Genomic DNA, 20,789 nt, shown 5'->3' with positions numbered 1-20,789 from the left:
CTGGTTTTATGCAGTACAGATTTTGAGTAATCTATTACTTGTCAGCGCGGCTCATGAACTTTTGTTCAGCCGTGTTAACTTTAATTTTTTCGCCATTCGCGATGTATTCTGGAACTTGAACAACTAAGCCAGTTGAAAGTGTTGCAGGCTTAGTACGTGCACTTGCAGAAGCACCTTTGATTGATGGATCAGTTTCAACGATAGTTAGTTCAACTGTCGCTGGAAGTTCGATTGCAACAGGCGCGCCATCAACAGTAAGAACTTCGATACCTTTCGTATCTTCAGTGATGAATAGTAGTTCTTCTGCGATTGCTTCTTTGTTGAATGAGTATGGTGTGTAATCTTCATCATCCATAAACACATACTCTTCACCATCGATGTAAGAGAATGATGCTTTAGTACGACGGAAATCAGCTAAGTTAACCATTTCATCAGCTTTGAAGCTTACGTCTGATTTAGTACCAGTAGCTACATCATAAATACGCATTCTGTAAAGACTTGCGCCAGCACGACCACTAGGCGTTAGCTTACTAATTTCTTTAACAAGACCTACTTTACCGTTGATTTCAACAGCAGCAAATTTTTTAATGTCACTAGCCTTTGGCATGATCATAATTCCAAATAAAAATAGTTGTGAGAAATTACACCAAGATACAGATTTATAGCAAGTGTTATAGTAGTACAAATCCTATTTTTTTGCGTTTACTCATAGCTTTGCTCAAGGCTTAAACAAGAACATTCAACTTTCGGCTAATTCGCGGCTTTATACTCAAATGTCCTGTAAATCAGGTTCGATGAACTCTGAAGTTAAACAATGATTACTAATAAGTTTTAGTAAATGATTAAACCACTAACTTTACATACATTAAAACAATAAACACTCAAAATATTAACGTCTTACGGGTCAGTGTATAGCAAGATTACTTAGTTCTTTCCCTTATTTTCAAGCGAAAGATCAGTCATCAAGTCACCTACTTATAGAAGCTATTGCTCTCATTATGAACAGTTTTAAGTTTTACTGTAATCAAAACACTGACACTTTGTCGACAGACGTATACATTTTATAAATGTATAGTTTCAACCACACGAACTGGTAGGATTCTTTAGATTACTTCACTTAGTTAAATAGCTGTTATCTAACTAAACAGAGGAATAAATTTGCGAGATACAATTTTAGATACACTTTTTACGGTGTTAGTTTGCTTATTTCTGGTCTTTACGGCTGTTGAAGTTTATGAAAACCAACCTGATGACGACTTACAAGATAATGTGCAGGATTTTGAAATAACAGCTCATGAAAAAATGATAGAGACATCACCATTTATAAAAGACTATCTTAATAGATAATCGTTATATTAATTGCTAACTCTCTATTAAAGTAGTTATCCGATAATGAAAAGTTTTTCCTCAATAATGTAGTGAGTACACTTACAAACTCATACAGTAATTACAAAACTTGTATGTGATAATTCCCAACATCAGAAAGAAGGTGTTTTTTGAAAATAAAATTAAATTTCAAAAAAACTAATAAGTTGAAATAATTTTATACAAAAATACAGTGATACCTTTTTATCAAAACTAATCAATTTGATTATGGACATCAATGGTAAAAATTAAGGACATTTAACCTCAAATGATAATTTAGCATCTTAATTAAATTATTAATTTGAACGTCTTAATAACTAATAGCTTATTACGGTTTTTAAATGTTACAAATAACATTACATCTTTTAGGTACAGAGTTCGTAAAAAAAACACGGTCATACCTATTATTACTCTCATTGTTCTGGGGCATCATTGGATTTTTTACTTTTATTGATGGTCTTGATGGAAAGGTTTTTGACGCTTTTTGCTACTTTGTAATTCTTGAAAGTATTGCTACATTAGTTATTGCACCCAATCGGCATGGCATTCACCGTAAAGTACTTTTATTAAAAGGCTTATTATTTCTTTTTAGTATCACACTAGCCTTTATTGATGTAAAAGGAAGTAATTTCATACTATCCTTAGCGTTTGGTTTAATTTATCTTTCTATCGGTGTATTTAATATTGCATCTGCTATTGTAGTACGTTTCGTAATGTGGCGAAGAGTTATACTTTGGGGATCTATTCAAATAGGATATTCTTTATTTTTAATACTTAATTATAACTATGTTATTTCATATGTTTTAGGTTTTATTATGATGACCAGTAGTGTTAGAAGTATTATTGTGCTCACCAAAAAAAATCAAAGTAATTGTAATTATTTAACAAGAACAAGCCAATTTTCTTGCGAAGATAATGAATCAAAAAATAATTTTGATACAGAGATTCAAGGCTCAAGTAAAAATGTGAGTATTCCTTTAACTGTTCATATTTGGACACCCGAAGGTTCAGCCGAAAACCCTTATATCCCTAGACCAGTTATCAACCGTTATATTGCTGCGACAGACATTAAAGGAATAATTTCAACAGGGCATGCTGCAATCGAGCTAGGTAATGAGCTATATATGAGTTTATATCCAAAACATGAAATTGATCGTTCACCTAAAGAGTTTATTCGTACTTTAAAAGCAACACCAGAAAATAATGTTTTAGGACGCTACTTACCTGACTATCAATCAGAGGTTTCTGAATGGTGTGAATCAAATATAAAAATGAACTTCACAAAATATAATGTACAAGCTTTAAAGCAGTTCTGGGAAAAAAATTATCACAATCCAATTTATAATTTAACTTCAAATAATTGCTCAAGTAATACTGCTTATGCATTAGAAGCTGCACTGGAAGGTGTATTACATAATGAAAATTCAAACATATTTACATTTTTTAAATTTATTACAAAACCTGAAGTGTGGCTTGCCGCGCAAATTCGAAACCGTGCAATCATGATGGCATGGACACCCGGTTTAGTGATGGATTATACCCGAGCATTACACTCTATTGTTCAACCAACATCAAAACCATGGCACAAATTAAGTATTTTAGAAAAAATTACAATTAGAGATTTCTTTGCAAGTAATTAATTAAAATCAAACAATTATCGAGCAATCTTATGACTAAAGTATATCTTATATTATTTATTTCTGTTATTGCTGAAACATTAGCAACCACCATGATGAAAGCGTCTGAAGGTTTTACCCGAACCGTCCCAAGCCTTGTCGTTCTAGTTGGTTATGCAATTTCTTTTTATGGCTTATCTCAAGTAGTTAAGGCGATGAATGTAGGTATTGCTTACGCGCTTTGGGCTGGTAGTGGTATATTTTTAGTCTCGGCACTCTCATATTTTGTATATCAGCAAAAACTTGATCTTCCAGCAATGATTGGTTTAGTACTTATTGCTGCTGGAATTATTACTATTCAACTTTTTTCTAAGTCTGTTGTACATTAATTAAAAAGTCGATTTGATAGCCGTACTTAGTTAACAACTGAGTGCGGCTTTTTCATAAAACATATTCTATCTATCGAAAAAATCATCTACAACTTAAAATTAAGTTTATAATCCCTCTACAAAATACTATTACACTTCTCATACCACAAGTGATTAATAATCAACACAAGCGTCATTAAATATAAATTCAAAAATCAATTAAAACCATATTAAATATTAACTCATAAAACATTAGCTTTTATTAATTGAAGAGTATTTAAATCATCTTAAATGACTTCAACTTACTAAAAAAGTATATATAAACTGAGAATTATAATCATGTAATAAAACTAAAACTCACATTCGTTATCATTAATAAAGCCATATACCCCAGCTAAATAATAGTCATTAATATCATCCTATTAAATACAATCAATACCATTTATTCGTTCAATAATAGCTAAGGCCGATGTTATATTAAAAACTTTCGACAGTCAGACCTGCTGACTCTAATTTCTCTACACATTCTCTTACATCATCACATATTTAATTTTAGTATTACCTATATAATATTCCTTAATATAACGTATTATACGAAAATAAGTTAGTAAATTAAAAAAGCCCACAATGATAAAAATGTAATTTATTCTTATCATTATGGGCCGCATTGTATTATAAATCTATTTTTAATTGTTCTTTAGCATTGTATTTGAAATATCAATCATTATGTTTTTTTAATCAGGTATTGATCTTGATAAATTTAATTCTCTTTGATGATATTCCTTTTCCAATAATGTACTTTCTAACATTTCCTTTTGACTAACTTATTTGACCTTAACTCGCTTTCAGCAACACCAGCACTGTTTACTTTTAGTCTTGTGTATTCACACTCCTTTTGCAACGAACGACAAACATTACTTTAAGTGTTTGTCTTCTTTATCATTACATAATGCAAAAGTGATTGTGAACACCGCCCCTTTTAAGATTTCGCTATCGCCAACATTTACCAAAGCGCCATGTTGTGTACAGATCTTATCAACAATAGAAAGCCCCAAGCCATGCCCACTTTTTGTTTTATTACGTGCTTTGTCCCCTACATAGAAAGGTTCAAATAAACGAGATTGATGCTCTTTTTTTACGCCATCACCATCATCATGTACCGTTATTTGAAGTTGTTCTTGTTCTAGTTTTACAATAATCAAAATTTGTGAGTAAGCGAATTTCATGGCGTTACGTACTAAATTATCCAACGCGCGATTTAGTAGCGTTTCATCTGCTAGTATCATGTATGATTGATTTTTCAATATAAGCTTAATGTTGATATCAGTCTCTTTCTTCCAACGTTTTGCTGCACAGTCTAAAAAACCACTGACTTCGATTGGTAAGTATGATTTCTCTAAATCAATACAATCGAGTTTGGCATAATACAAAAGCTCATCAACCATTTTTTCCATTTCTTCCGTATCATCTACAATACTTTCAACAGTTGCTTTTTGTTCATTGTTTAGCGGAGTATCTTTAAGTATTTCGGCTTGCCACTGGATACGGAATATGGGCGTGCGTAATTCGTGCGCGACTGCATTAGTCAGTGAACGGTTGCTTTCAATAAGATTATGAATACGATCAGCCATGAGATTGAATGACTTATTCATTGTTCCTAAAGCACTACCACTTTTAGTATCAGCTCTTGAAGATAGGTCACCTTCAGCAAAACGTAACGTCGCTGCCTCAAGTTTTTTGACTCGACGGAAAATAATCATGAGGTAACCTAGCGTGTATACAATAAAACTAAGTAAAATAAAAAGCCAAACAAGGTCATCTTCTAAATCAACTTTTTGCCTAACCAGCGTGTCATAATCTGCCGCATAATAATATGTATTATCGCTACCTGCTAAACGAAACCAAAGATCTCTTTCCTCATCATGAAAAATTAAACTATCTGGATGAGTGTCAAAATATTTCGAAACTGTGCTCGGTATTTTATCCGCATGATTATAAATAGTCAGTTTTTGTAGAGAAGTATCTACATATTGCTTCATCGCCTTATGAGCAGCATCAAGACCTTGATTCTCTGCAATGAACGCCATTAATTTTTGATGGGCACTTGCCTCGTAATCTTCAAGTAAATACTCATAATCAGTATTAAGGTCATAAACAATTGTATGATTAGCGACAACACCAAGAACAAAACAAAGTAAAAGTCCAAATAAGGACTCTAAATAAATACGACGCATAATTTATCTCTTTCATTATTGTAGTTTGAGCGTAGTTAGAACCGAGTAATAAAAGCACATACATTGCTCTTACTTCGAATGGTTGAATTTTTATACAGTCACTTTATCAACAATGACTTCTAGCCGACGTATTAGCGAACGAATTCTTATATGTATATAATTTTCAGATAACAATCTTTTATACTTTAAATAATATATAAAAGACCTTAAGTACAATAACTTAAGGCTATTATTTTAGAAAAAGGGAGAGATACAGATAGACATGTTTTAAGAAAAATTAAACTTTCAAAGAATATATAACTTACAAGCTATTTTATATTATTTTTCCACCAATTTGAACGTAATCAATACAGATGATTCGATTAAGCCCCCTAAGACAGAAGTTATATAAGAGTTTGTTGATTGAACATTTTCAACAGTTGCACCTTCAGGTACAAGCTCCATCACACGTTCATTTGTATTTCCAGGTAATTAAAAAAACTAATTATATTAAAACTTTCGGCATGGGCTTTATAAACATCCTTATTGTGAGTAATACCGAAACAACTCAGTATAACAAAACCGAAACCAAGCAAGGTTAATAATCTTCTCATGATACACCTTAAAGTAATTTTTATTTATTAAATAGAGATTGCCTATAAGCACGCAGAAAATTATCACAAAGTTTAATTATCATTACTGTAAGTGTTTGTCTGATTAATCATTACAAAGTGGAAAAGTGATTGTGAACACCGCCCCCTTTAAGATTTCGCTATCGCCAACATTTACTACAGCGCCATGTTGTGTACAAATCTTATCAACTATAGAGAGCCCCAAGCCATGCCCACTTTTTGCTTTATTACGGGCTTTGTCCCCTACATAGAAAGGTTCAAATAAACGGGATTGATGTTCTTTTGCCACTCCATCACCATCATCATGTACCGTTATTAGAAGTTGTTCTTGATCTTGTTTTACAATAATCAAAATTTGTGAGTAAGCGAATTTCATGGCGTTACGTACTAAATTATCTAGCGCGCGATTTAGTAGTGTTTCATCTGCCAGTATCATGTATGGTTGATTTTTCGATATACGCTTAATTTTGATGTCAGTTTCTTTCTTCCAACGTTTCACCGCAGAATCTAAAAAACTACAGACTTCTATTGGTGAGTATGCTTGCTCTAAATCAATACAATCGAGTTTGGCATAATACAAAAGCTCATCAACCATTTTTTCCATTTCTTCCGTATCGTCCACGATACTTTCAACGGTTGATTTTTGTTCATTATTTAACGGGGTATCTTTTAGTACTTCGGCTTGCCACTGGATACGAAATATTGGCGTTCTCAATTCATGTGCTACTGCATTAGTCAACGAACGATTGCTTTCAATAAGATTATGAATACGATCAGCCATGAGATTAAATGACTTATTCAAAGTTCCTAAAGCACTACCACTTTTAGTATCAGCTCTTGAAGATAGGTCACCTTCAGCAAAACGTAACGTCGCAGCCTCAAGTTTTTTGACTCGACGGAAAATAATCATGAGGTAACCTAGCGTGTATACAATAAAACTAAGTAAAATAAATAGCCAAACAAGGTCATCTTCTAAATCAACTTTTTGCCTAACCAGCGTGCCATAATCTGCCGCATAATAATATGTATTATCGATACCGGCTAAACGAAACCAAAGATCTCTTTCTTCATCATGAAAAATTAAACTTTCTGGATGAGTGTTAAAAAAGTCAGAAACTGTCGTCGGTATCTTATCCGCATGATTATAAATAGTCAGTTTTTGTAGTGAAGTATCTACATATTGCTTCATCGCCTTATGAGCAGCATCAAGCCCTTGGTTCTCTGCAATGAACGCCATTAATTTCTGATGGGCACTTGCCTGACTATCTTCTAGTACAAATTCATAATCAGTATTCAGACCATAAACAATTGTTTCATTAGCGACGACGCCAAGAATAAAACAAAGTACAAGTCCAAATAAGGACTCTAAGTAGATACGTCTCATAATTAATCTCTTTCATTATAATTGTTTGAGCGTAGTTATGACCAAGCACTAGAAACAAATAAATAGCCCTTACCCCGAATGGTTTGAATCTTTTCTGCTGGCACTTTATCATCGCCTAGTAACTTTCTTAACCGCACGACTTTGTTATCAATGGTACGGTCAATTCCATCATACTCAATACCTCGCAATGTCTGTGTCAAATAATCGCGAGATAATGCTGTATCCGGTGTACTTGCTAATAGCCATAAGAGTTCAAACTCACTGTCTGTAAGAGCTAAAACCTGACCTGCTAACTCACATTTCTTATACGTATTTTTCAATGTAAGTTGGCCAAAATGTAGGTTGTTTGCATCCTCATCAGGAATAACAATGGCCTCTTGCCGACGTAACAGTGAACGAACTCTTGCTAATAACACTCTTGGTTTAATAGGTTTAGTAACATAGTCATCAGCACCAGTCTCTAAGCCCGCAACTTGATCGAAATCATCATCGCTAGCAGTGAGCATTAAAATTTTACCTCTGTAATGGGCACGAGTCTGTCGACAAATTGTAAGACCATCGGTTACAGGCAACATAAGATCTAACAAAACAATATCAGGCTGATCTTCAAGAATGGTTTGTGTTGCGTTACTACCATCATCAAGTGTTTTGACATCAAAATCTTGTGATACGAAGTACTCTTGCAACATTTTTTGAAGTTTTGAATCATCTTCTACAATGATCATTTTTGGTTTTGTCATGCAATTACCTGCCCTACAGTATTCTTACCAATCAAGACTGATTTAGTTTGTCTTACCTTGCTGACAACTATTGTTACATATTTAATTAAGATAGTTCACAAAAAACAATTTATTTGTATATTTAAAAAGCACTTTGATAGTTAATTTTAACAATTGAATGTTAATTTCAAAATCAGAACCAAAAATAAATACATACTCTTACAGAGTAACGAGGGTGTATACCAACACAAAAATTTTAATTGTGAACATCATTAATCATAGTAATACAAAATAGATATATACAGAAATACCATACTTGTGATTGTCTCGATTTTGATGTCTTGGTGTAACTCAATTTCTTACTTAAATAGCACCATAACTAAGAGTGCAGATAAATCAAAACGAGTTGTACTTTCTTTAGCTCTAAAAATCAGCTAGTTGGCACAAAAAAAAGACTACATTAGAAACCAATGAATATCCCTTATACCCCTGCTTTATATACAAAAATAATATTTCAGAAAAAGTTGACTTTATGTTACCTCTTCCTTTATTGGATTAATTATGATTACAGGAAATCTGCGAAGTATTATTTTTATCAAATTAAAAATAGCAGCCCTATTTCTGATTATTAAATAATACTGAAAATTAATATATATCCATAAATTAAAATGTATAATCGACAAATAGCACAGAAAATTGAAATAGTACGCAACCTTTAAAAATACATATATGAGCCCCATAGGGTTCAGAAAAAACCATATGTTCATCGTCCCAGTATCAACCGCTATATCGCAACTACAGATATAAACGGGGAATTTAAAACGGATTACAGAACAAAGCTACGGAATCGTATGAATCCAATATTAAAATAAATTTATTCAATTTAACGCATCTACATCAAAGTAGCAGCCATAACAAGCATGAACTTATATGGCTCGTTGATACCCGACCATTATTCCCGTTACTGTTATCGTTATGATTTGAATGGCGCCAAACGACTCAAATACCAAGAACCAACGATGCTGCAATAGATAACATAATTACCCCTACCAGTATTTCTAACACCTTCCATGCTTTAGGCTGCTGAAATAATGGAGCTAATAAACGCGATCCATAGCCCAGTGAAAAGAAAAACACAAAAGATGCCGTGATTGCCCCCAGACCGAATTGCCACACATGAGGTTGGTATTGGGTAGAAATAGATCCAAGTAGTACAACTGTATCTAAATACACATGTGGGTTTAACCACGTAAATGCCAAACAAGTCAGTATCGTTTTTAATAATGAACCTGATGTTTTTTGATCGGTAAGCAAAGCATGATCCGTCATCAATGCCGATTTAAAACTCAATAACCCATAAACCGTTAAAAAAATTGCGCCACCGTAACGCGCCACTGTTTCAATATCCGGATACTTACTGACAATAACGCCAAAGCCGGCGATACCAAAGCTAATCAATAATGCATCTGATAATGCACAAACAATACAGATGATAAACACATATTGATTCTTAAGCCCTTGTTTCAATACAAACGCATTTTGAGAGCCTATTGCCAGTATCAAAGACAAACCAAGCGAAAAACCAGCAAGAAAGGTAGTCATTACAGCACATCCATATAAAAAGTGACGAATATCAGGTTAATACCATTTGTCTGCATAAGTTACAAAGTAGTTAATCACTCAGCAAAGAATGATCAATTTTACCCATAAATAACAGCAATAATCACCTTTCAATCACACTCAAACAGAAATCAGTATGCTTTTTAAGCAAAAACACATGTAAAAAAATGCCTCTTTAATTTTTATCTTCAAAAACTCTAATTCACTATTTATTGATAATAATCAAGATATTAGTTAATCCCGCCATAATCAAAAACAAACTTAACAACAATTAATTATCGTTTTACGATAATTTTTTATTTATTTAGTTTTGTTTTATGGCTATATTAGCAACCGAACCAACGCACAAGATTCATTAAATTTATAGAGGTATATAATGAAAAAAGTTTTACTGTTACTTGCACTTAGCTCTGTTTCTGTTTTCGCACATGCAGCTCCAGCTAAACATTCTGAGCAAATGCTGGCACAAGTAGATAGCATTACCGTTTATTCGGGTGACAATGTTGATAGCCAAAAACAAGCGGTTAAAACAATCAATAAAGCACTTGTACCAAGCTTTGACAAATGTGCGGTTTACTTGCCTAAAGGTGCATCAAAAGCAAGTACTACTATCACCCTATCTCGCGATGCTGATGGTAAAATGTCGCTTGATTGTGTAGGCCAATAACCTAATACAAATAAAAATACCGACCTGACAGGTCGGTATTTTTTTATGTGAGTCGCTGGCTAGTAAATGATAAGGTTAATTCTGAACTAACTGAATTGCTAACTCATTGTGGATATAAAGCTTCTTAGGTAGATTGAGATATTTTGGTATTAGCATGAGTAAAGACAGCCCCCAAGTAACAGGCCAAAAATTAATGGTTAAAATCGCGAAGCAAGAGCAATAAACAACTGTTTTAATCCTAGTTGATTTGCTGTTATATGCTAAATCCTCTCCTGCTGTTCTGATGAAACAGTAATTTCACTTACAGTTTCACCTGTATGTGCTGTTGATGAAGGCTCAATCATCATAAAGTGAGTATCTGGCTCTGCTTTGGGGCAATGTTCGATCCCTTTTGTTACAACATACATTTCACCGGCGTTAAGAACTATATCTTCTGTTCTTAACTGTAGAGTAAGTTGCCCTTTGAATACGATAAAGAGTTCATCTTCATGATCATGTTTGTGCCAAACCAATTCGCCACTTCCTTTAGCTATTTTTACCAATTGACCATTAGATTCGGCTATAACCTTTGGAGTCCACTCTTCGGTGAATAATGTAAATTTTTCAGCAATATTAATTTTATTCATATAACCCTGCTTAGCGTATAACAGTTATATTAATAAGCATTCTTACTTTCACGCAAAAATATACTCATAAGAAGCTTTATCATAATCAATATAAATTCTATATATTATGATCTTGCCAGCATATTTTTACATGCAATAATTTGTATTAAATACAAATCAAAAATCACGGTAAGACGATATAAATGAGTATTAATTTTAAGTAACTTTGGGGCATTTTCGAGCGAGACAGTGCCACGAGTAAACGACTTTTACAAAAAGTCACCTGCTTTCCTTAAAGCCTAAATCTTTGATTCATTCTTTTATAAAGCTTATAACTCAAACCTAACTCTTTGATGATGCTTTCTAAACGCTCCATAATGAGCTCTTGGCATCTTGCTTCATTACCCCCCAAACCAGCCTCGTTTATTCATCATCACTTTTTTCACTAACAATCCTCATTTACGTCTTCTATTCCACCAGCAAAATTAGCCCTGAGATAAAATCTCAGGGCTAAACTATTCCAAACTAATACAACAAGGAAAGTAAACAATGATCGAGAAAGGCCAAACATTACCAGCCGCAGTGCTCAGTGAACCCACACATGACGGTATGGTAAAACACGATACCGCAGAGCTTTTTGCCAACAAACGTGTTGTGCTGTTTGCTGTACCAGGAGCATTTACTCCTACTTGCTCTGAAGCCCATTTACCGGGTTATGTGGTGTTAGCTGATGAGATCAAAGCAACGATTATGCAGGGCAATAAACCCTGATAAAAATACCGACCTGATGTAGGTCGGTATTTTTGTGCAAGAGTTACTACCTAATAAATAATTAGGACAATTGTGAACTAACTGAATTTGAGTTAATTAAATAGCAAGCTCATTTGTAGATAGAAGTGCGTTAGCAGGTTACTTTATTAAGGTTGTAAGTATTAGAAAAATTAAGGATAACACCGTTTAAACTAATATTTCTTCATTAGAAAATATCGATCATGACTCTCTGTAAAACCAGGAATTTTACCTTTAATCTCAAATCCCATTTTTTGATAAAAGTTAGGAGCCTGTATTGATAGAGTATCAACTTGTGCAGCAATACACCCTCTCATCTTTGCTTCAATTTCTGAGTGTTCCATCAACTTACGAGCTATCCCTTTATTTCTTTCTTTTTCATCAACCCAAAGTACATTAATTAAAAAATGTTTATAAATAGTAAAGCCTGTAATGCCACCAATGAGATTATTATCTTCATCACGATAGATTACAGATAATGACTGCTTTTTCTCATAACCTAAAGTGGATTCATTATGCTTTCGTACACCAGAAATAAGTGTTTCTAAAATTAAGGCATTTTCATCATTTAGAATTTCAAAATTCAATACTTAACTCCATTTAGTTGTATTACGTTATTTTTATAGCATATAAACGCACGCCTCAGCGAAATTAAAGCCATAATCAGTGAGACTGGTTTAAAAAATTCGCCCACGTTTTTTATCCGCCTTAAAAAGCCTTGTTATATCGTAACTCCAATACTTTGCGACATTACTTTCGCTCTAATTTATTCCTGAATTAAGAACTACTAATCATCATGCCCAGAAAAATCCGGCATATCAGTCGATTCATTGAATGAAGCCCCACAGGTGGAGCAAATGTATTCGCTTTTTTCAAACACTGCTTTTTCTAAAGGCTCTCCGAAACATAGATTGAGAAACCGCTTAACTCCAGAAATAAAGCCGCTTTTAGCCTTTTGAACCTGATTGGTTTCACCTAAGGCTTGATGGGTATGACGTGTTATTTTTCCACAATTATCGCAGTTCAATTGATACTCAAAATTATCCATTACGAAATTCCATTGTTTTAATTAAAGCGCCGTATACAAAAGTCTACAAACACGTACTCAACTGCAAATCTATATAACGTCTCAATAAGGGGCGTATATCAAACCACCAAAAACATATTGAGTTCTTTATATTCACAACACTTTGAAAAGCAGCCTCAGTAACAAAGCATCCCATTTACTGCCTTGTTCTCAGTTTGCTTTCTTAATTGGATCACATATAAATAACAAGCTAACACCGACTATTTTCCTATGCAAAACGATAAGGATATATTTCGATGGAGTTCAAAATACTACCTAGCCATGACGCTGAGAATAAACGGCAAAGATTAGTTGGCTAAACTTGCTAGTCACGAACAAAGCCAACTGTTTTTGTCCACCCTTTTTAATTTGCCTTGTTATATGGCATGTGTTTCAACATAACTTTTTTCACTAACAGTTCTAATTAAGCCCCCTATTCCACCAGCAAAATTAGCCGTGAGATAAATTCCTCGCTACACTGTTGCAAACTAATACAACAAGGAAAGTAAACGATGATCGAAAAAGGCCAAACATTACCAGCCGCAGTGCTCAGTGAACTCACACATGACGGTATGGTAAAACACGATACCGCAGAGCTTTTTGCCAACAAACGTGTTGTGCTGTTTGCTGTACCAGGAGCATTTACTCCTACTTGCTCTGAAGCTCATTTACCGGGTTATGTAGTGCTAGCAGATGATATTAAGGCAACAGGTGTCGACATTATCGCTTGTGTATCTGTTAATGATGCCTTTGTAATGCAGGCTTGGGGCGAAGCGCAAAACGCATCTGAAATTATGATGTTGGGCGATGGTGATGGTAGCTTTACTAAAGCATTAGGGCTTGAAATGGATACCGAGAACTTCGGTGGTATACGTTCTCAACGTTATGCAATGGTTGTTGATAATGGCGTGGTAACTCAACTAAACGTTGAAGAGCCAAAACAATTTGAAGCGAGTAAAGCGGAAACGATTTTAGCCAGCTTGAAGTAACCGCAATGAGGCTTTAAACATCAATGATATGGTTCAGTGCTGTGTTCACTGAACCATTTTATACTTACCCAACCTTTCCAACTTTGAAAGCGACACCCTACGATTAATAGCTCGGTTTGGGAGGGTGTATAGCATCAACCAAATCAAGAGTAGCTGTATTTTCAAAGAATATGAACGTCTTCATACATTTGCTAATAATAAGAAATGCTCACTAAATTAGTGACAATGTCACAATATTTCGCTGAGTTTATTTCTCAACCATTGGTTAGCTGAGTTATGTTCATCACGCTTATGCCACATCATAATGTGTTTGAAAGGTTTGGAAGAAAATGGCAATGGCAGTATTTGTAAGTTAAATAATGAGGCATATTTTTCAGCTATGAGTCGGCTAACTGGCGCAACGGCGTTGCTCTCTGACACTAATGCTAAGATTGAAACAATAGATGCGGTTTCACAGTCTAAATCTCTTGGCAGAAAGCGTTCATCAGAGAAATAATTCATTTCAAGTAAGTCTATTCGCCTTTTCTGCATGAAGATTATTTTTTCAGCATAAAACTGCGCTTGCGTGATTGTCTGTTGGATATTGGGATGATCTTTCCGACAGACTACGACAATTTCATCATCGATAAATGATTTATAGAAAAAAGACGGATTACTGCGTAAACCAATATCAATGGCTAAATCTGCTTTCTGTAAACTCAGCTGGGATAACAACTCTTCTTCTGTATTAGGCGTCATATAGAGGTTTATTTTACAATTCCCCATTGTTGGGTCGAGCTCAATTTTATTTCTAATCGTGTGCATAACCACCTCATTTACATAAACCGTAAACGTGTGGTGATTTTGCACATCAAACTCTGCGATATTACCTAACGCGCTTTGTACTGTCGTTAGCGCAGGTTCTATTTCATTCACTAATTTAATTGCGGCATGTGTTGGACTAATCCCACGCCCTTCTCTTACAAAAAGAGGCGTCCCTAGCTGAGATTGTAATCGCTTTAATACACCACTTACCCCTGGTTGTGTTAAACCTAGTGATTCTGATGCTAATGTGATGGAACGAAGACGATATACTTCTAAAAAAACCACCAGCAAATTCAAATCTAAATTTGGTTTCATCCTTGAGCCCACCCATAACTATTCATAATGCTTGGCATAAAGCATACTTTATATATCCCAATTTTTCATTGCCTTAGACTATAAACATCAGCAAATCATTGAACTTATGAAAGCCATTGCCACGGTGTTAATAAACCACACCTGACTATGACAAACCCTTTTCATTATCACAATGAAAGCGTAATTAATCAGGAGATGCTCTATGTTCTATTACCCCCATCACCAACGTTCATCCTACCTTCTTCACCTTCTGTTTATTAGTGTATTTAGTGGTCTTTGTTTAGATTTAGGCAGCAACTTATATCTATTATTCAGTGATCACCCACTAAATAACTTTGCGAGTTTAGGCCGTTATTTGGTTTATATCACTCAAGGGCATCCACTGGTTGAAGCTATACAACAAGTGCCAGCCGTTCCCCATGATGTTCTTATCGGTTGGATTGTGCACTTTAGCGTTAGCTTAGTTTATACCGTGATTTATATTAGCTTTGTTGAGAAAGGGTTGTTTCTAAAACCAAGTCTTAAAAAATCACTTTTTTATGCATGGTCATTGTTATTTTTTCCATTAGTTGTAGTGAGTTATGCCTTTGGCGAAGGCTTTTTCCACGTGAATAGTCCCAATATGATCCATGCGATTTTGTTCTCTACTTTTTGTCATTCTTGCTACGGTATTGGTTTGTATATCACTACGAAAGTGCTTTACGCTAGTCGATTAGAGATTTTCAAAGAAGCGAAAGAACATCATGCAATAATCGTCAACAATGCGACATAACATTAAGAAAAGCTAATTTAATCATTGAGTTGTTCGATTAAATGCATTGCCAATCACGCGATATATTTTATATAGCGTCGCGTGATTGTTGTTTATCTAAAAAGCAAACATCAGCAACTAAAGTAAGAATGTTGAGTGCTTAATACGCCGCTTGTTTGCTGCTATATAATGTCACAATATTTCGCTGAGTTTATTTCTCAACCACTTATTTGCAGGGTTATTATCACTGCGCTTATGCCATACCATAAAATGTTTAAATGGTTTTGAAACAAAAGGAAGAGGCATTGTTTGTAGGTTAAAAAGCTTCGCGTATTTTTTCGCCATTAATGCGCTCACCGTCGCTATCGAATCACTTTCTGAAACCAACGCCAACATTGATAATGTTGATGCTCCCTCACAGGTTATTTCTTTCGGCATTAAGCTTTCATCAGTGAAGTAATTCATTTCGAGTAAGTCCAATCGCCTTTGCTGGATCGAAATTCTTTTCTCAGACTCAAATTGTTCTCGAGAAATGGATTGATGAATTCTTGGATGCCCTTTACGACAAACAACCACAACATCATCATCAGCAAATGGCTGATAGAAGAAAGCCGAATTAGACCTTACACCGACATCAATCGCTAAATCGGCTTTATGTAAACTTAGCTGGTGCAATAGTTCATCTTCGCTATTGGGCGTCATATGAAGGTGAATCGAACAATTACCCAATGTTGTATCAGCTTCAATTTTAGAACGCACAATATGCATAATGATTTCATTTACATATACCGTAAAAGAACGGTGTGATTGAATATCAAACCCCGACACATTTCCTAATGCACTCTCTACCTGAGTTAACGCAGGTTCAACCTCGTTCGCTAATTGTATTGCTGCATGCGTCGGACTAATTCCTCTCCCTTCCCTAATGAAAAGCGGCGTATCTAACTGAGACTGTAATCGCTTTAATGCACCACTTACTCCAGGTTGCGTTAAACCTAATGATTCTGACGCTAACGTAATGGAACGAAGCCGATACACTTCGAGGAAAACCACCAATAAATTCAAATCTAGTTTTGACTTCATAGCTCGCCCAACACATAAGTAATAGTGATATTTTAACTAAAATATACTTTATATATTCTTATGTGTCATTGCCATAGACTACACATACTGAAAAGGCATTCACCTTCTCAAATTAATTTTAATTACTGTTAACCAAATGAATAGATGGATTTACCTTATGTAAGAAGTACGTGTAGTAACGTATTTATTGATAATTAGCATAACTATCACGTGGCTAACAGTACAGATATCAATAAAGGTATTAAGTAATGAAAAAGACACTAAAAACTATCACTATGGCTCTTATCTTATCAACGTCTTATGGTGTAGCTGCAGCAGATGGTGACTTTACTGGTAATGTATCCTTTCAAGCGCCACACATGCATGCCACCAATGCTCAACGTGTCGTACAAAATGAAATTGCAGGCGACCATGATTCAAAAATTGTATTTACACAAAAAACATCTCAGGCATCATTCGCTGAAAAGTTAGCTTCTAATGGCTAATAAACTCACGATACATTTAATAAATAAAGCCGCTGTAATAGCGGCTTTATTTCTATAACGTCTATAAATGACGCTTATTGGCTCTTTGTTTCAAACCGTATGAAGTGCATTTCTAAATCAATATCTATATCTAACCCCAGATTGAAGTTAACACCGATGATATTTTTTACCGCTGAAAGCCAGAATCTAAGCCCAACGTGTATACGCTATCTGCGTTTGGATTCCACCCCATAAACTCAAACATGTCATACAAGTAATATGGAAACATGGTATTTGGAAGAGGTGTTTTCCAAAATATGACGAGAACCGGCTTCGATTTGTTTAAGCTGTACTTCCATGTTTCTCCCGTTGTAGAAATGACACTCTTAAAATTTAATGCTCTGTGCCTTCATACACCCACATTGATTCTGTTTTACCTGCTCGTTCAAAGCCAAGCGCTTGATAAAAATCAATGGCTTCACCATCAGCAGTCAGCATTTGTTGATGAAATCCACTGTATACAGACAACATTGCTTCCATCATTTTACGACCAATGCCCTTACCCTGATGTAAAGGGTGGACAAGCATATGAGGATAATACACAACAAGATGACCGTCAGTGATGGCGTTCCCCACTCCGACTAACTTACCGTTAGCACGAGCAGTAACCAAGGTATGAGAATTACGTAATGCAGCTAAGAGTTGTTTTGGTTTATCTGCTGAAGACCATTCATTCGCACGGTACAATGCGATAACTTCGGTTTCTTCAATCTCTCCATTAAGTTCGACTTGAATATCCATCTCTGTATTCCTAATTTCTTGTATGCCAACCGTTTGTATCAACGTATTCAATATGAATGCGGCTTTAAAAACATCCTTATCCAATTGATAAAAAACGTAACATCACCAAAGGTAAAAATCTACAGGCAGTAAACATTCAACACTCATACAGTTAGCGTGGGTATTCTTATAGGGCATTATTTAATATAAAAAGATCCCGTAACATGTTTAAAAAAGTCTGCTATTGGCTTAAGCGGTTCATTCAAGATCCCTTCTCGCATTTCCTTATCGCTGGCACTGTGCTGTTTATTGGTTATTCACAGTATTACTCGTCTACTTCTGTGAATACTATTTCAGTGACACCGTCACAAGTTGAGCAACAGAAAAAAGACGATACGCTTTATTTTGGTTCCCCCCCGTCGAGCACTGCACTAAACAAAGACATTAACCATGTAGTGTTAAAACAGATGCTATCTCAACAAGCATTAAAATTAGGCTTGGAGAAAGGCGATCCAAACTTGAATGAAATGTTGATGCAACGTTACCTGTCTTATGTTTCACAGTTAGCTAAGATCAATGCCACCAACACAACCTTATTACATCAATACTATTTAACGCATCAAGCGCGTTATAAGCATCCCGATATGTACTCATTGTGCTATCACTTTTTAACGCCACAAGAAGTGCAACACCCCATTTCTACGATGGATTCTCAGCAATGTTTAAGTGATGTAAGTAAGCAGGCATTACTGGCGAAGTTGGGTACAAAAACAGTAGACGCATTAGCCGCACTGGCACCAAACCAATGGTCAACACCGATTGATACTCCCTTTGGCGCGATAGCAGTAAAGGTACTCGATTATCAAAAAGCAGGCCTTCTGAGTTTTAAACAGGCCAAGCAACAATTAGCACAAGATTTTGCCCGTGATGATGTTAATAACAAAATAGCCGCCGTTATTAAGCAATATCACATTGCACTACCCGCAGGCTCAGACTTTACTGTTAACACAAAGACACTATTAAACAATGTATAAGCACATCTCTTATTTTATGTGGCGCTTAGTTGTTGGCACAATCGTTGGCGCTCTGCTTTCGGTAGTAATGGCACCACTAGCAATGGCGCATCCTTATCAGCCCTCAGTGGGTTTGATCACACAGCTAGATAATCAACAATATAAGTTGGCGTTAAAACTACCAGTAATTGCAGGTGAACATACTCAAATAACACCAACCTTAACTAATGGCGGTACGATACGTTTATTGTCATCACAACGAAGTGACAATGGTTTCGGAATGGATGAACAAGATTATTTGCTGCAACTTAAAGCAAATACATCATCACCGACTCTTGTATTTAACGGGCTAAAAACAGGCCAGCTACTCACGCAGTTAACGCAAAAAGACGGACAAGTCAGTACGCTTGCGCTGTATAAAGGGCATAACCGCCTTCATTTAACCGATAAGATCTCGATTTGGACAACGATAAAGCTATTTGTCACCTTAGGTATCACCCATATATTAACGGGGATTGATCACCTAATGTTTGTGGCGGGCTTATTGTTATTTACGCGCGATTTTAAAACCTTCTTAAAGGCCATTACCTGTTTTACCTTAGCCCACAGTATTACGTTAAGTTTATCTGCGCTTAATCTGGTACACATTCCAGAGCCGCCAGTAGAAACGGGAATTGCACTGAGTATTTTGTTTTTGTGTTATGAGCTTACTCGCCCTTATGACAAAGAACATCCAACATTAAGCCGAAAATTTCCGTGGATAATTTCATTTTCCTTTGGTTTGTTACATGGCTTGGGGTTTGCCAGCGCATTAAAAGAAGTAGGATTAAGCCAAACCAGCATTCCATTAGCCCTCGCCTGTTTTAATATTGGTGTTGAGATCGGGCAATTGATCTTCTTATCGTTTCTTATCGTGCTATTGAAGTTGTGCGCTAAAGTGCCTGTATTTCATCATAAGTTCTTTCAAAAAGTGCCTTTATATACCATGGGGATCATGGCGTCTTTTTGGTTTATTCAACGGGCGTACATTATGTTCCATGTTTTATAGTGGTCATTAATAATACGTAAACAAATATTGTATTTTTGCTGCTAGCTTGCATTAGCCAATACTGTAATAGTGGTAAAACAAAAATAAAAACTGAAGTTAATAAAGGAAGTCATCATGTATATAGCAATGAATCGTTTTAAAATCCGTTTAGGCTCTGAGCAAGAATTTATCGATATTTGGAAGAACCGCGATACCTACCTAGATACCGTACCGGGTTTTCAATCATTCAACTTGCTTCAAGGTACATCAAACGATGAGTACACCCTGTTTGCATCGCACTCAGTATGGGATTCTCGCCAAGCGTTCGAAGACTGGACACAATCAGAAGCATTCCGTAAAGCTCATGCTAATGCTCGCGGTAATAAAGACATTTATTTAGGCGCACCAAACTTTGAAGGGTTTGAAAGCTGCCTGTAATGGGTAATAAATAGCTTAACCTTCCACAATTAATACTTTATAACCCAAACACTTAGATACAAGTGTTTGGGTTTTTATCAT

General features: G+C 35.3%; 21 protein-coding genes and 2 pseudogenes. 11 read left to right on the top strand and 12 right to left on the bottom strand.

The genetic code is table 11. The features are described 5' to 3' along the window. Positions 1–34 precede the first annotated feature (34 nt). Entirely contained in the window at positions 35–607 is a 573-nt protein-coding gene (efpL, locus tag BTO08_RS05355) for an elongation factor P-like protein EfpL (protein WP_005367920.1), read from the bottom strand. Between the two features lie 551 nt (positions 608–1,158). On the opposite strand from efpL, the gene BTO08_RS05350 reads away from it, so the two are divergent. The 3 genes from BTO08_RS05350 (at position 1,159) to BTO08_RS05340 (ending at position 3,370) form a co-directional block, all read left to right on the top strand. After that, positions 1,159–1,347, top strand: coding sequence for a hypothetical protein (locus BTO08_RS05350; protein ID WP_105060196.1), 189 nt, complete (start codon positions 1,159–1,161; stop codon positions 1,345–1,347). Positions 1,348–1,706: 359 nt separating this feature from the next. Further along, the gene (locus BTO08_RS05345; protein ID WP_105060195.1) at positions 1,707–3,005 is read left to right on the top strand and encodes a hypothetical protein; all 1,299 of its coding nucleotides are present in this window, start codon (positions 1,707–1,709) and stop codon (positions 3,003–3,005) included. Between the two features lie 29 nt (positions 3,006–3,034). After that, positions 3,035–3,370, top strand: a complete 336-nt coding sequence (locus BTO08_RS05340) for a DMT family transporter (protein WP_105060194.1) — start codon at positions 3,035–3,037, stop codon at positions 3,368–3,370. An 893-nt stretch (positions 3,371–4,263) separates the two neighbouring features. On the opposite strand, the gene BTO08_RS05335 is transcribed toward BTO08_RS05340, so the two are convergent. The 5 genes and pseudogenes from BTO08_RS05335 to BTO08_RS05315 form a co-directional block, all read right to left on the bottom strand. Further along, entirely contained in the window at positions 4,264–5,583 is a 1,320-nt protein-coding gene (locus BTO08_RS05335; RefSeq protein WP_105060193.1) for a sensor histidine kinase, read from the bottom strand. A gap of 313 nt (positions 5,584–5,896) precedes the next feature. Further along, positions 5,897–6,176, bottom strand: a pseudogene (locus tag BTO08_RS22520) (hypothetical protein). Between the two features lie 103 nt (positions 6,177–6,279). Next, positions 6,280–7,578 carry an ATP-binding protein gene (locus BTO08_RS05325; protein WP_105060192.1) on the bottom strand — a complete coding sequence of 433 codons (1,299 nt, stop codon included), beginning with the start codon at positions 7,576–7,578 and terminating at the stop codon, positions 6,280–6,282. A 35-nt stretch (positions 7,579–7,613) separates the two neighbouring features. Continuing rightward, entirely contained in the window at positions 7,614–8,318 is a 705-nt protein-coding gene (locus BTO08_RS05320; RefSeq protein WP_105060191.1) for a response regulator, read from the bottom strand. A gap of 978 nt (positions 8,319–9,296) precedes the next feature. Continuing rightward, positions 9,297–9,899, bottom strand: a complete 603-nt coding sequence (locus tag BTO08_RS05315) for a LysE/ArgO family amino acid transporter (protein ID WP_105060190.1) — start codon at positions 9,897–9,899, stop codon at positions 9,297–9,299. A 394-nt stretch (positions 9,900–10,293) separates the two neighbouring features. Between BTO08_RS05315 and BTO08_RS05310 the strand changes: the two genes are divergently transcribed. Continuing rightward, positions 10,294–10,584: a hypothetical protein gene (locus BTO08_RS05310; protein WP_105060189.1), complete on the top strand. Its 291-nt coding sequence runs from the start codon at positions 10,294–10,296 to the stop codon at positions 10,582–10,584. Positions 10,585–10,844: 260 nt separating this feature from the next. On the opposite strand, the gene BTO08_RS05305 is transcribed toward BTO08_RS05310, so the two are convergent. Then, positions 10,845–11,210 carry a cupin domain-containing protein gene (locus BTO08_RS05305; RefSeq protein WP_105060188.1) on the bottom strand — a complete coding sequence of 122 codons (366 nt, stop codon included), beginning with the start codon at positions 11,208–11,210 and terminating at the stop codon, positions 10,845–10,847. 528 nt (positions 11,211–11,738) lie between these two features. On the opposite strand from BTO08_RS05305, the pseudogene BTO08_RS05300 reads away from it, so the two are divergent. Continuing rightward, positions 11,739–11,933: pseudogene (locus tag BTO08_RS05300) on the top strand (redoxin family protein); the annotation flags it as partial. A gap of 218 nt (positions 11,934–12,151) precedes the next feature. Here the strand turns inward: BTO08_RS05300 and BTO08_RS05295 are convergent. Both BTO08_RS05295 and BTO08_RS05290 read right to left on the bottom strand, forming a co-directional pair. Next, complete coding sequence (locus tag BTO08_RS05295; RefSeq protein WP_105060187.1) at positions 12,152–12,565, bottom strand: GNAT family N-acetyltransferase; 414 nt, start codon at positions 12,563–12,565, stop codon at positions 12,152–12,154. A 200-nt stretch (positions 12,566–12,765) separates the two neighbouring features. Beyond that, the gene (locus BTO08_RS05290) at positions 12,766–13,026 is read right to left on the bottom strand and encodes a hypothetical protein (protein WP_105060186.1); all 261 of its coding nucleotides are present in this window, start codon (positions 13,024–13,026) and stop codon (positions 12,766–12,768) included. 530 nt (positions 13,027–13,556) lie between these two features. Between BTO08_RS05290 and BTO08_RS05285 the strand changes: the two genes are divergently transcribed. Next, entirely contained in the window at positions 13,557–14,033 is a 477-nt protein-coding gene (locus BTO08_RS05285) for a peroxiredoxin (protein WP_105060185.1), read from the top strand. A 228-nt stretch (positions 14,034–14,261) separates the two neighbouring features. Here the strand turns inward: BTO08_RS05285 and BTO08_RS05280 are convergent, their stop codons facing one another. Beyond that, positions 14,262–15,152, bottom strand: coding sequence for a LysR family transcriptional regulator (locus BTO08_RS05280; RefSeq protein ID WP_105060184.1), 891 nt, complete (start codon positions 15,150–15,152; stop codon positions 14,262–14,264). Between the two features lie 202 nt (positions 15,153–15,354). Between BTO08_RS05280 and BTO08_RS05275 the strand changes: the two genes are divergently transcribed. Beyond that, positions 15,355–15,924: a DUF2938 family protein gene (locus tag BTO08_RS05275; RefSeq protein ID WP_105060183.1), complete on the top strand. Its 570-nt coding sequence runs from the start codon at positions 15,355–15,357 to the stop codon at positions 15,922–15,924. Between the two features lie 171 nt (positions 15,925–16,095). Here the strand turns inward: BTO08_RS05275 and BTO08_RS05270 are convergent, their stop codons facing one another. Next, the gene (locus BTO08_RS05270) at positions 16,096–16,986 is read right to left on the bottom strand and encodes a LysR family transcriptional regulator (RefSeq protein WP_105060182.1); all 891 of its coding nucleotides are present in this window, start codon (positions 16,984–16,986) and stop codon (positions 16,096–16,098) included. 248 nt (positions 16,987–17,234) lie between these two features. Between BTO08_RS05270 and BTO08_RS05265 the strand changes: the two genes are divergently transcribed. Then, positions 17,235–17,471: a hypothetical protein gene (locus BTO08_RS05265; RefSeq protein ID WP_105060181.1), complete on the top strand. Its 237-nt coding sequence runs from the start codon at positions 17,235–17,237 to the stop codon at positions 17,469–17,471. Positions 17,472–17,843: 372 nt separating this feature from the next. Here BTO08_RS05265 and BTO08_RS05255 read toward each other — a convergent pair whose 3' ends face one another. Further along, complete coding sequence (locus BTO08_RS05255) at positions 17,844–18,251, bottom strand: GNAT family N-acetyltransferase (RefSeq protein ID WP_105060180.1); 408 nt, start codon at positions 18,249–18,251, stop codon at positions 17,844–17,846. A 203-nt stretch (positions 18,252–18,454) separates the two neighbouring features. Between BTO08_RS05255 and BTO08_RS05250 the strand changes: the two genes are divergently transcribed. The 3 genes from BTO08_RS05250 to BTO08_RS05240 all read left to right on the top strand — a co-directional run bounded on the left by BTO08_RS05250 (position 18,455) and on the right by BTO08_RS05240 (position 20,708). Then, on the top strand, positions 18,455–19,264 hold the full coding sequence (locus BTO08_RS05250; RefSeq protein ID WP_105060179.1) for a peptidyl-prolyl cis-trans isomerase: 810 nt from the start codon (positions 18,455–18,457) through the stop codon (positions 19,262–19,264). Further along, positions 19,257–20,291 (top strand): HupE/UreJ family protein, encoded by a 1,035-nt coding sequence (locus BTO08_RS05245; RefSeq protein WP_105060178.1) that lies wholly within the window; start codon positions 19,257–19,259, stop codon positions 20,289–20,291. The genes BTO08_RS05250 and BTO08_RS05245 overlap by 8 nt, the downstream gene beginning before the upstream one ends. A 114-nt stretch (positions 20,292–20,405) precedes the next feature. After that, on the top strand, positions 20,406–20,708 hold the full coding sequence (locus BTO08_RS05240; protein WP_008987102.1) for an antibiotic biosynthesis monooxygenase family protein: 303 nt from the start codon (positions 20,406–20,408) through the stop codon (positions 20,706–20,708). The last annotated feature ends 81 nt before the right edge of the window (positions 20,709–20,789 follow it).

This window comes from Photobacterium angustum, from assembly GCF_002954615.1.
Lineage (GTDB): Bacteria > Pseudomonadota > Gammaproteobacteria > Enterobacterales > Vibrionaceae > Photobacterium > Photobacterium angustum_A.
Note: the sequence above shows the minus strand (reverse complement) of the source record. Positions and strands in the feature narration are given on the sequence as shown.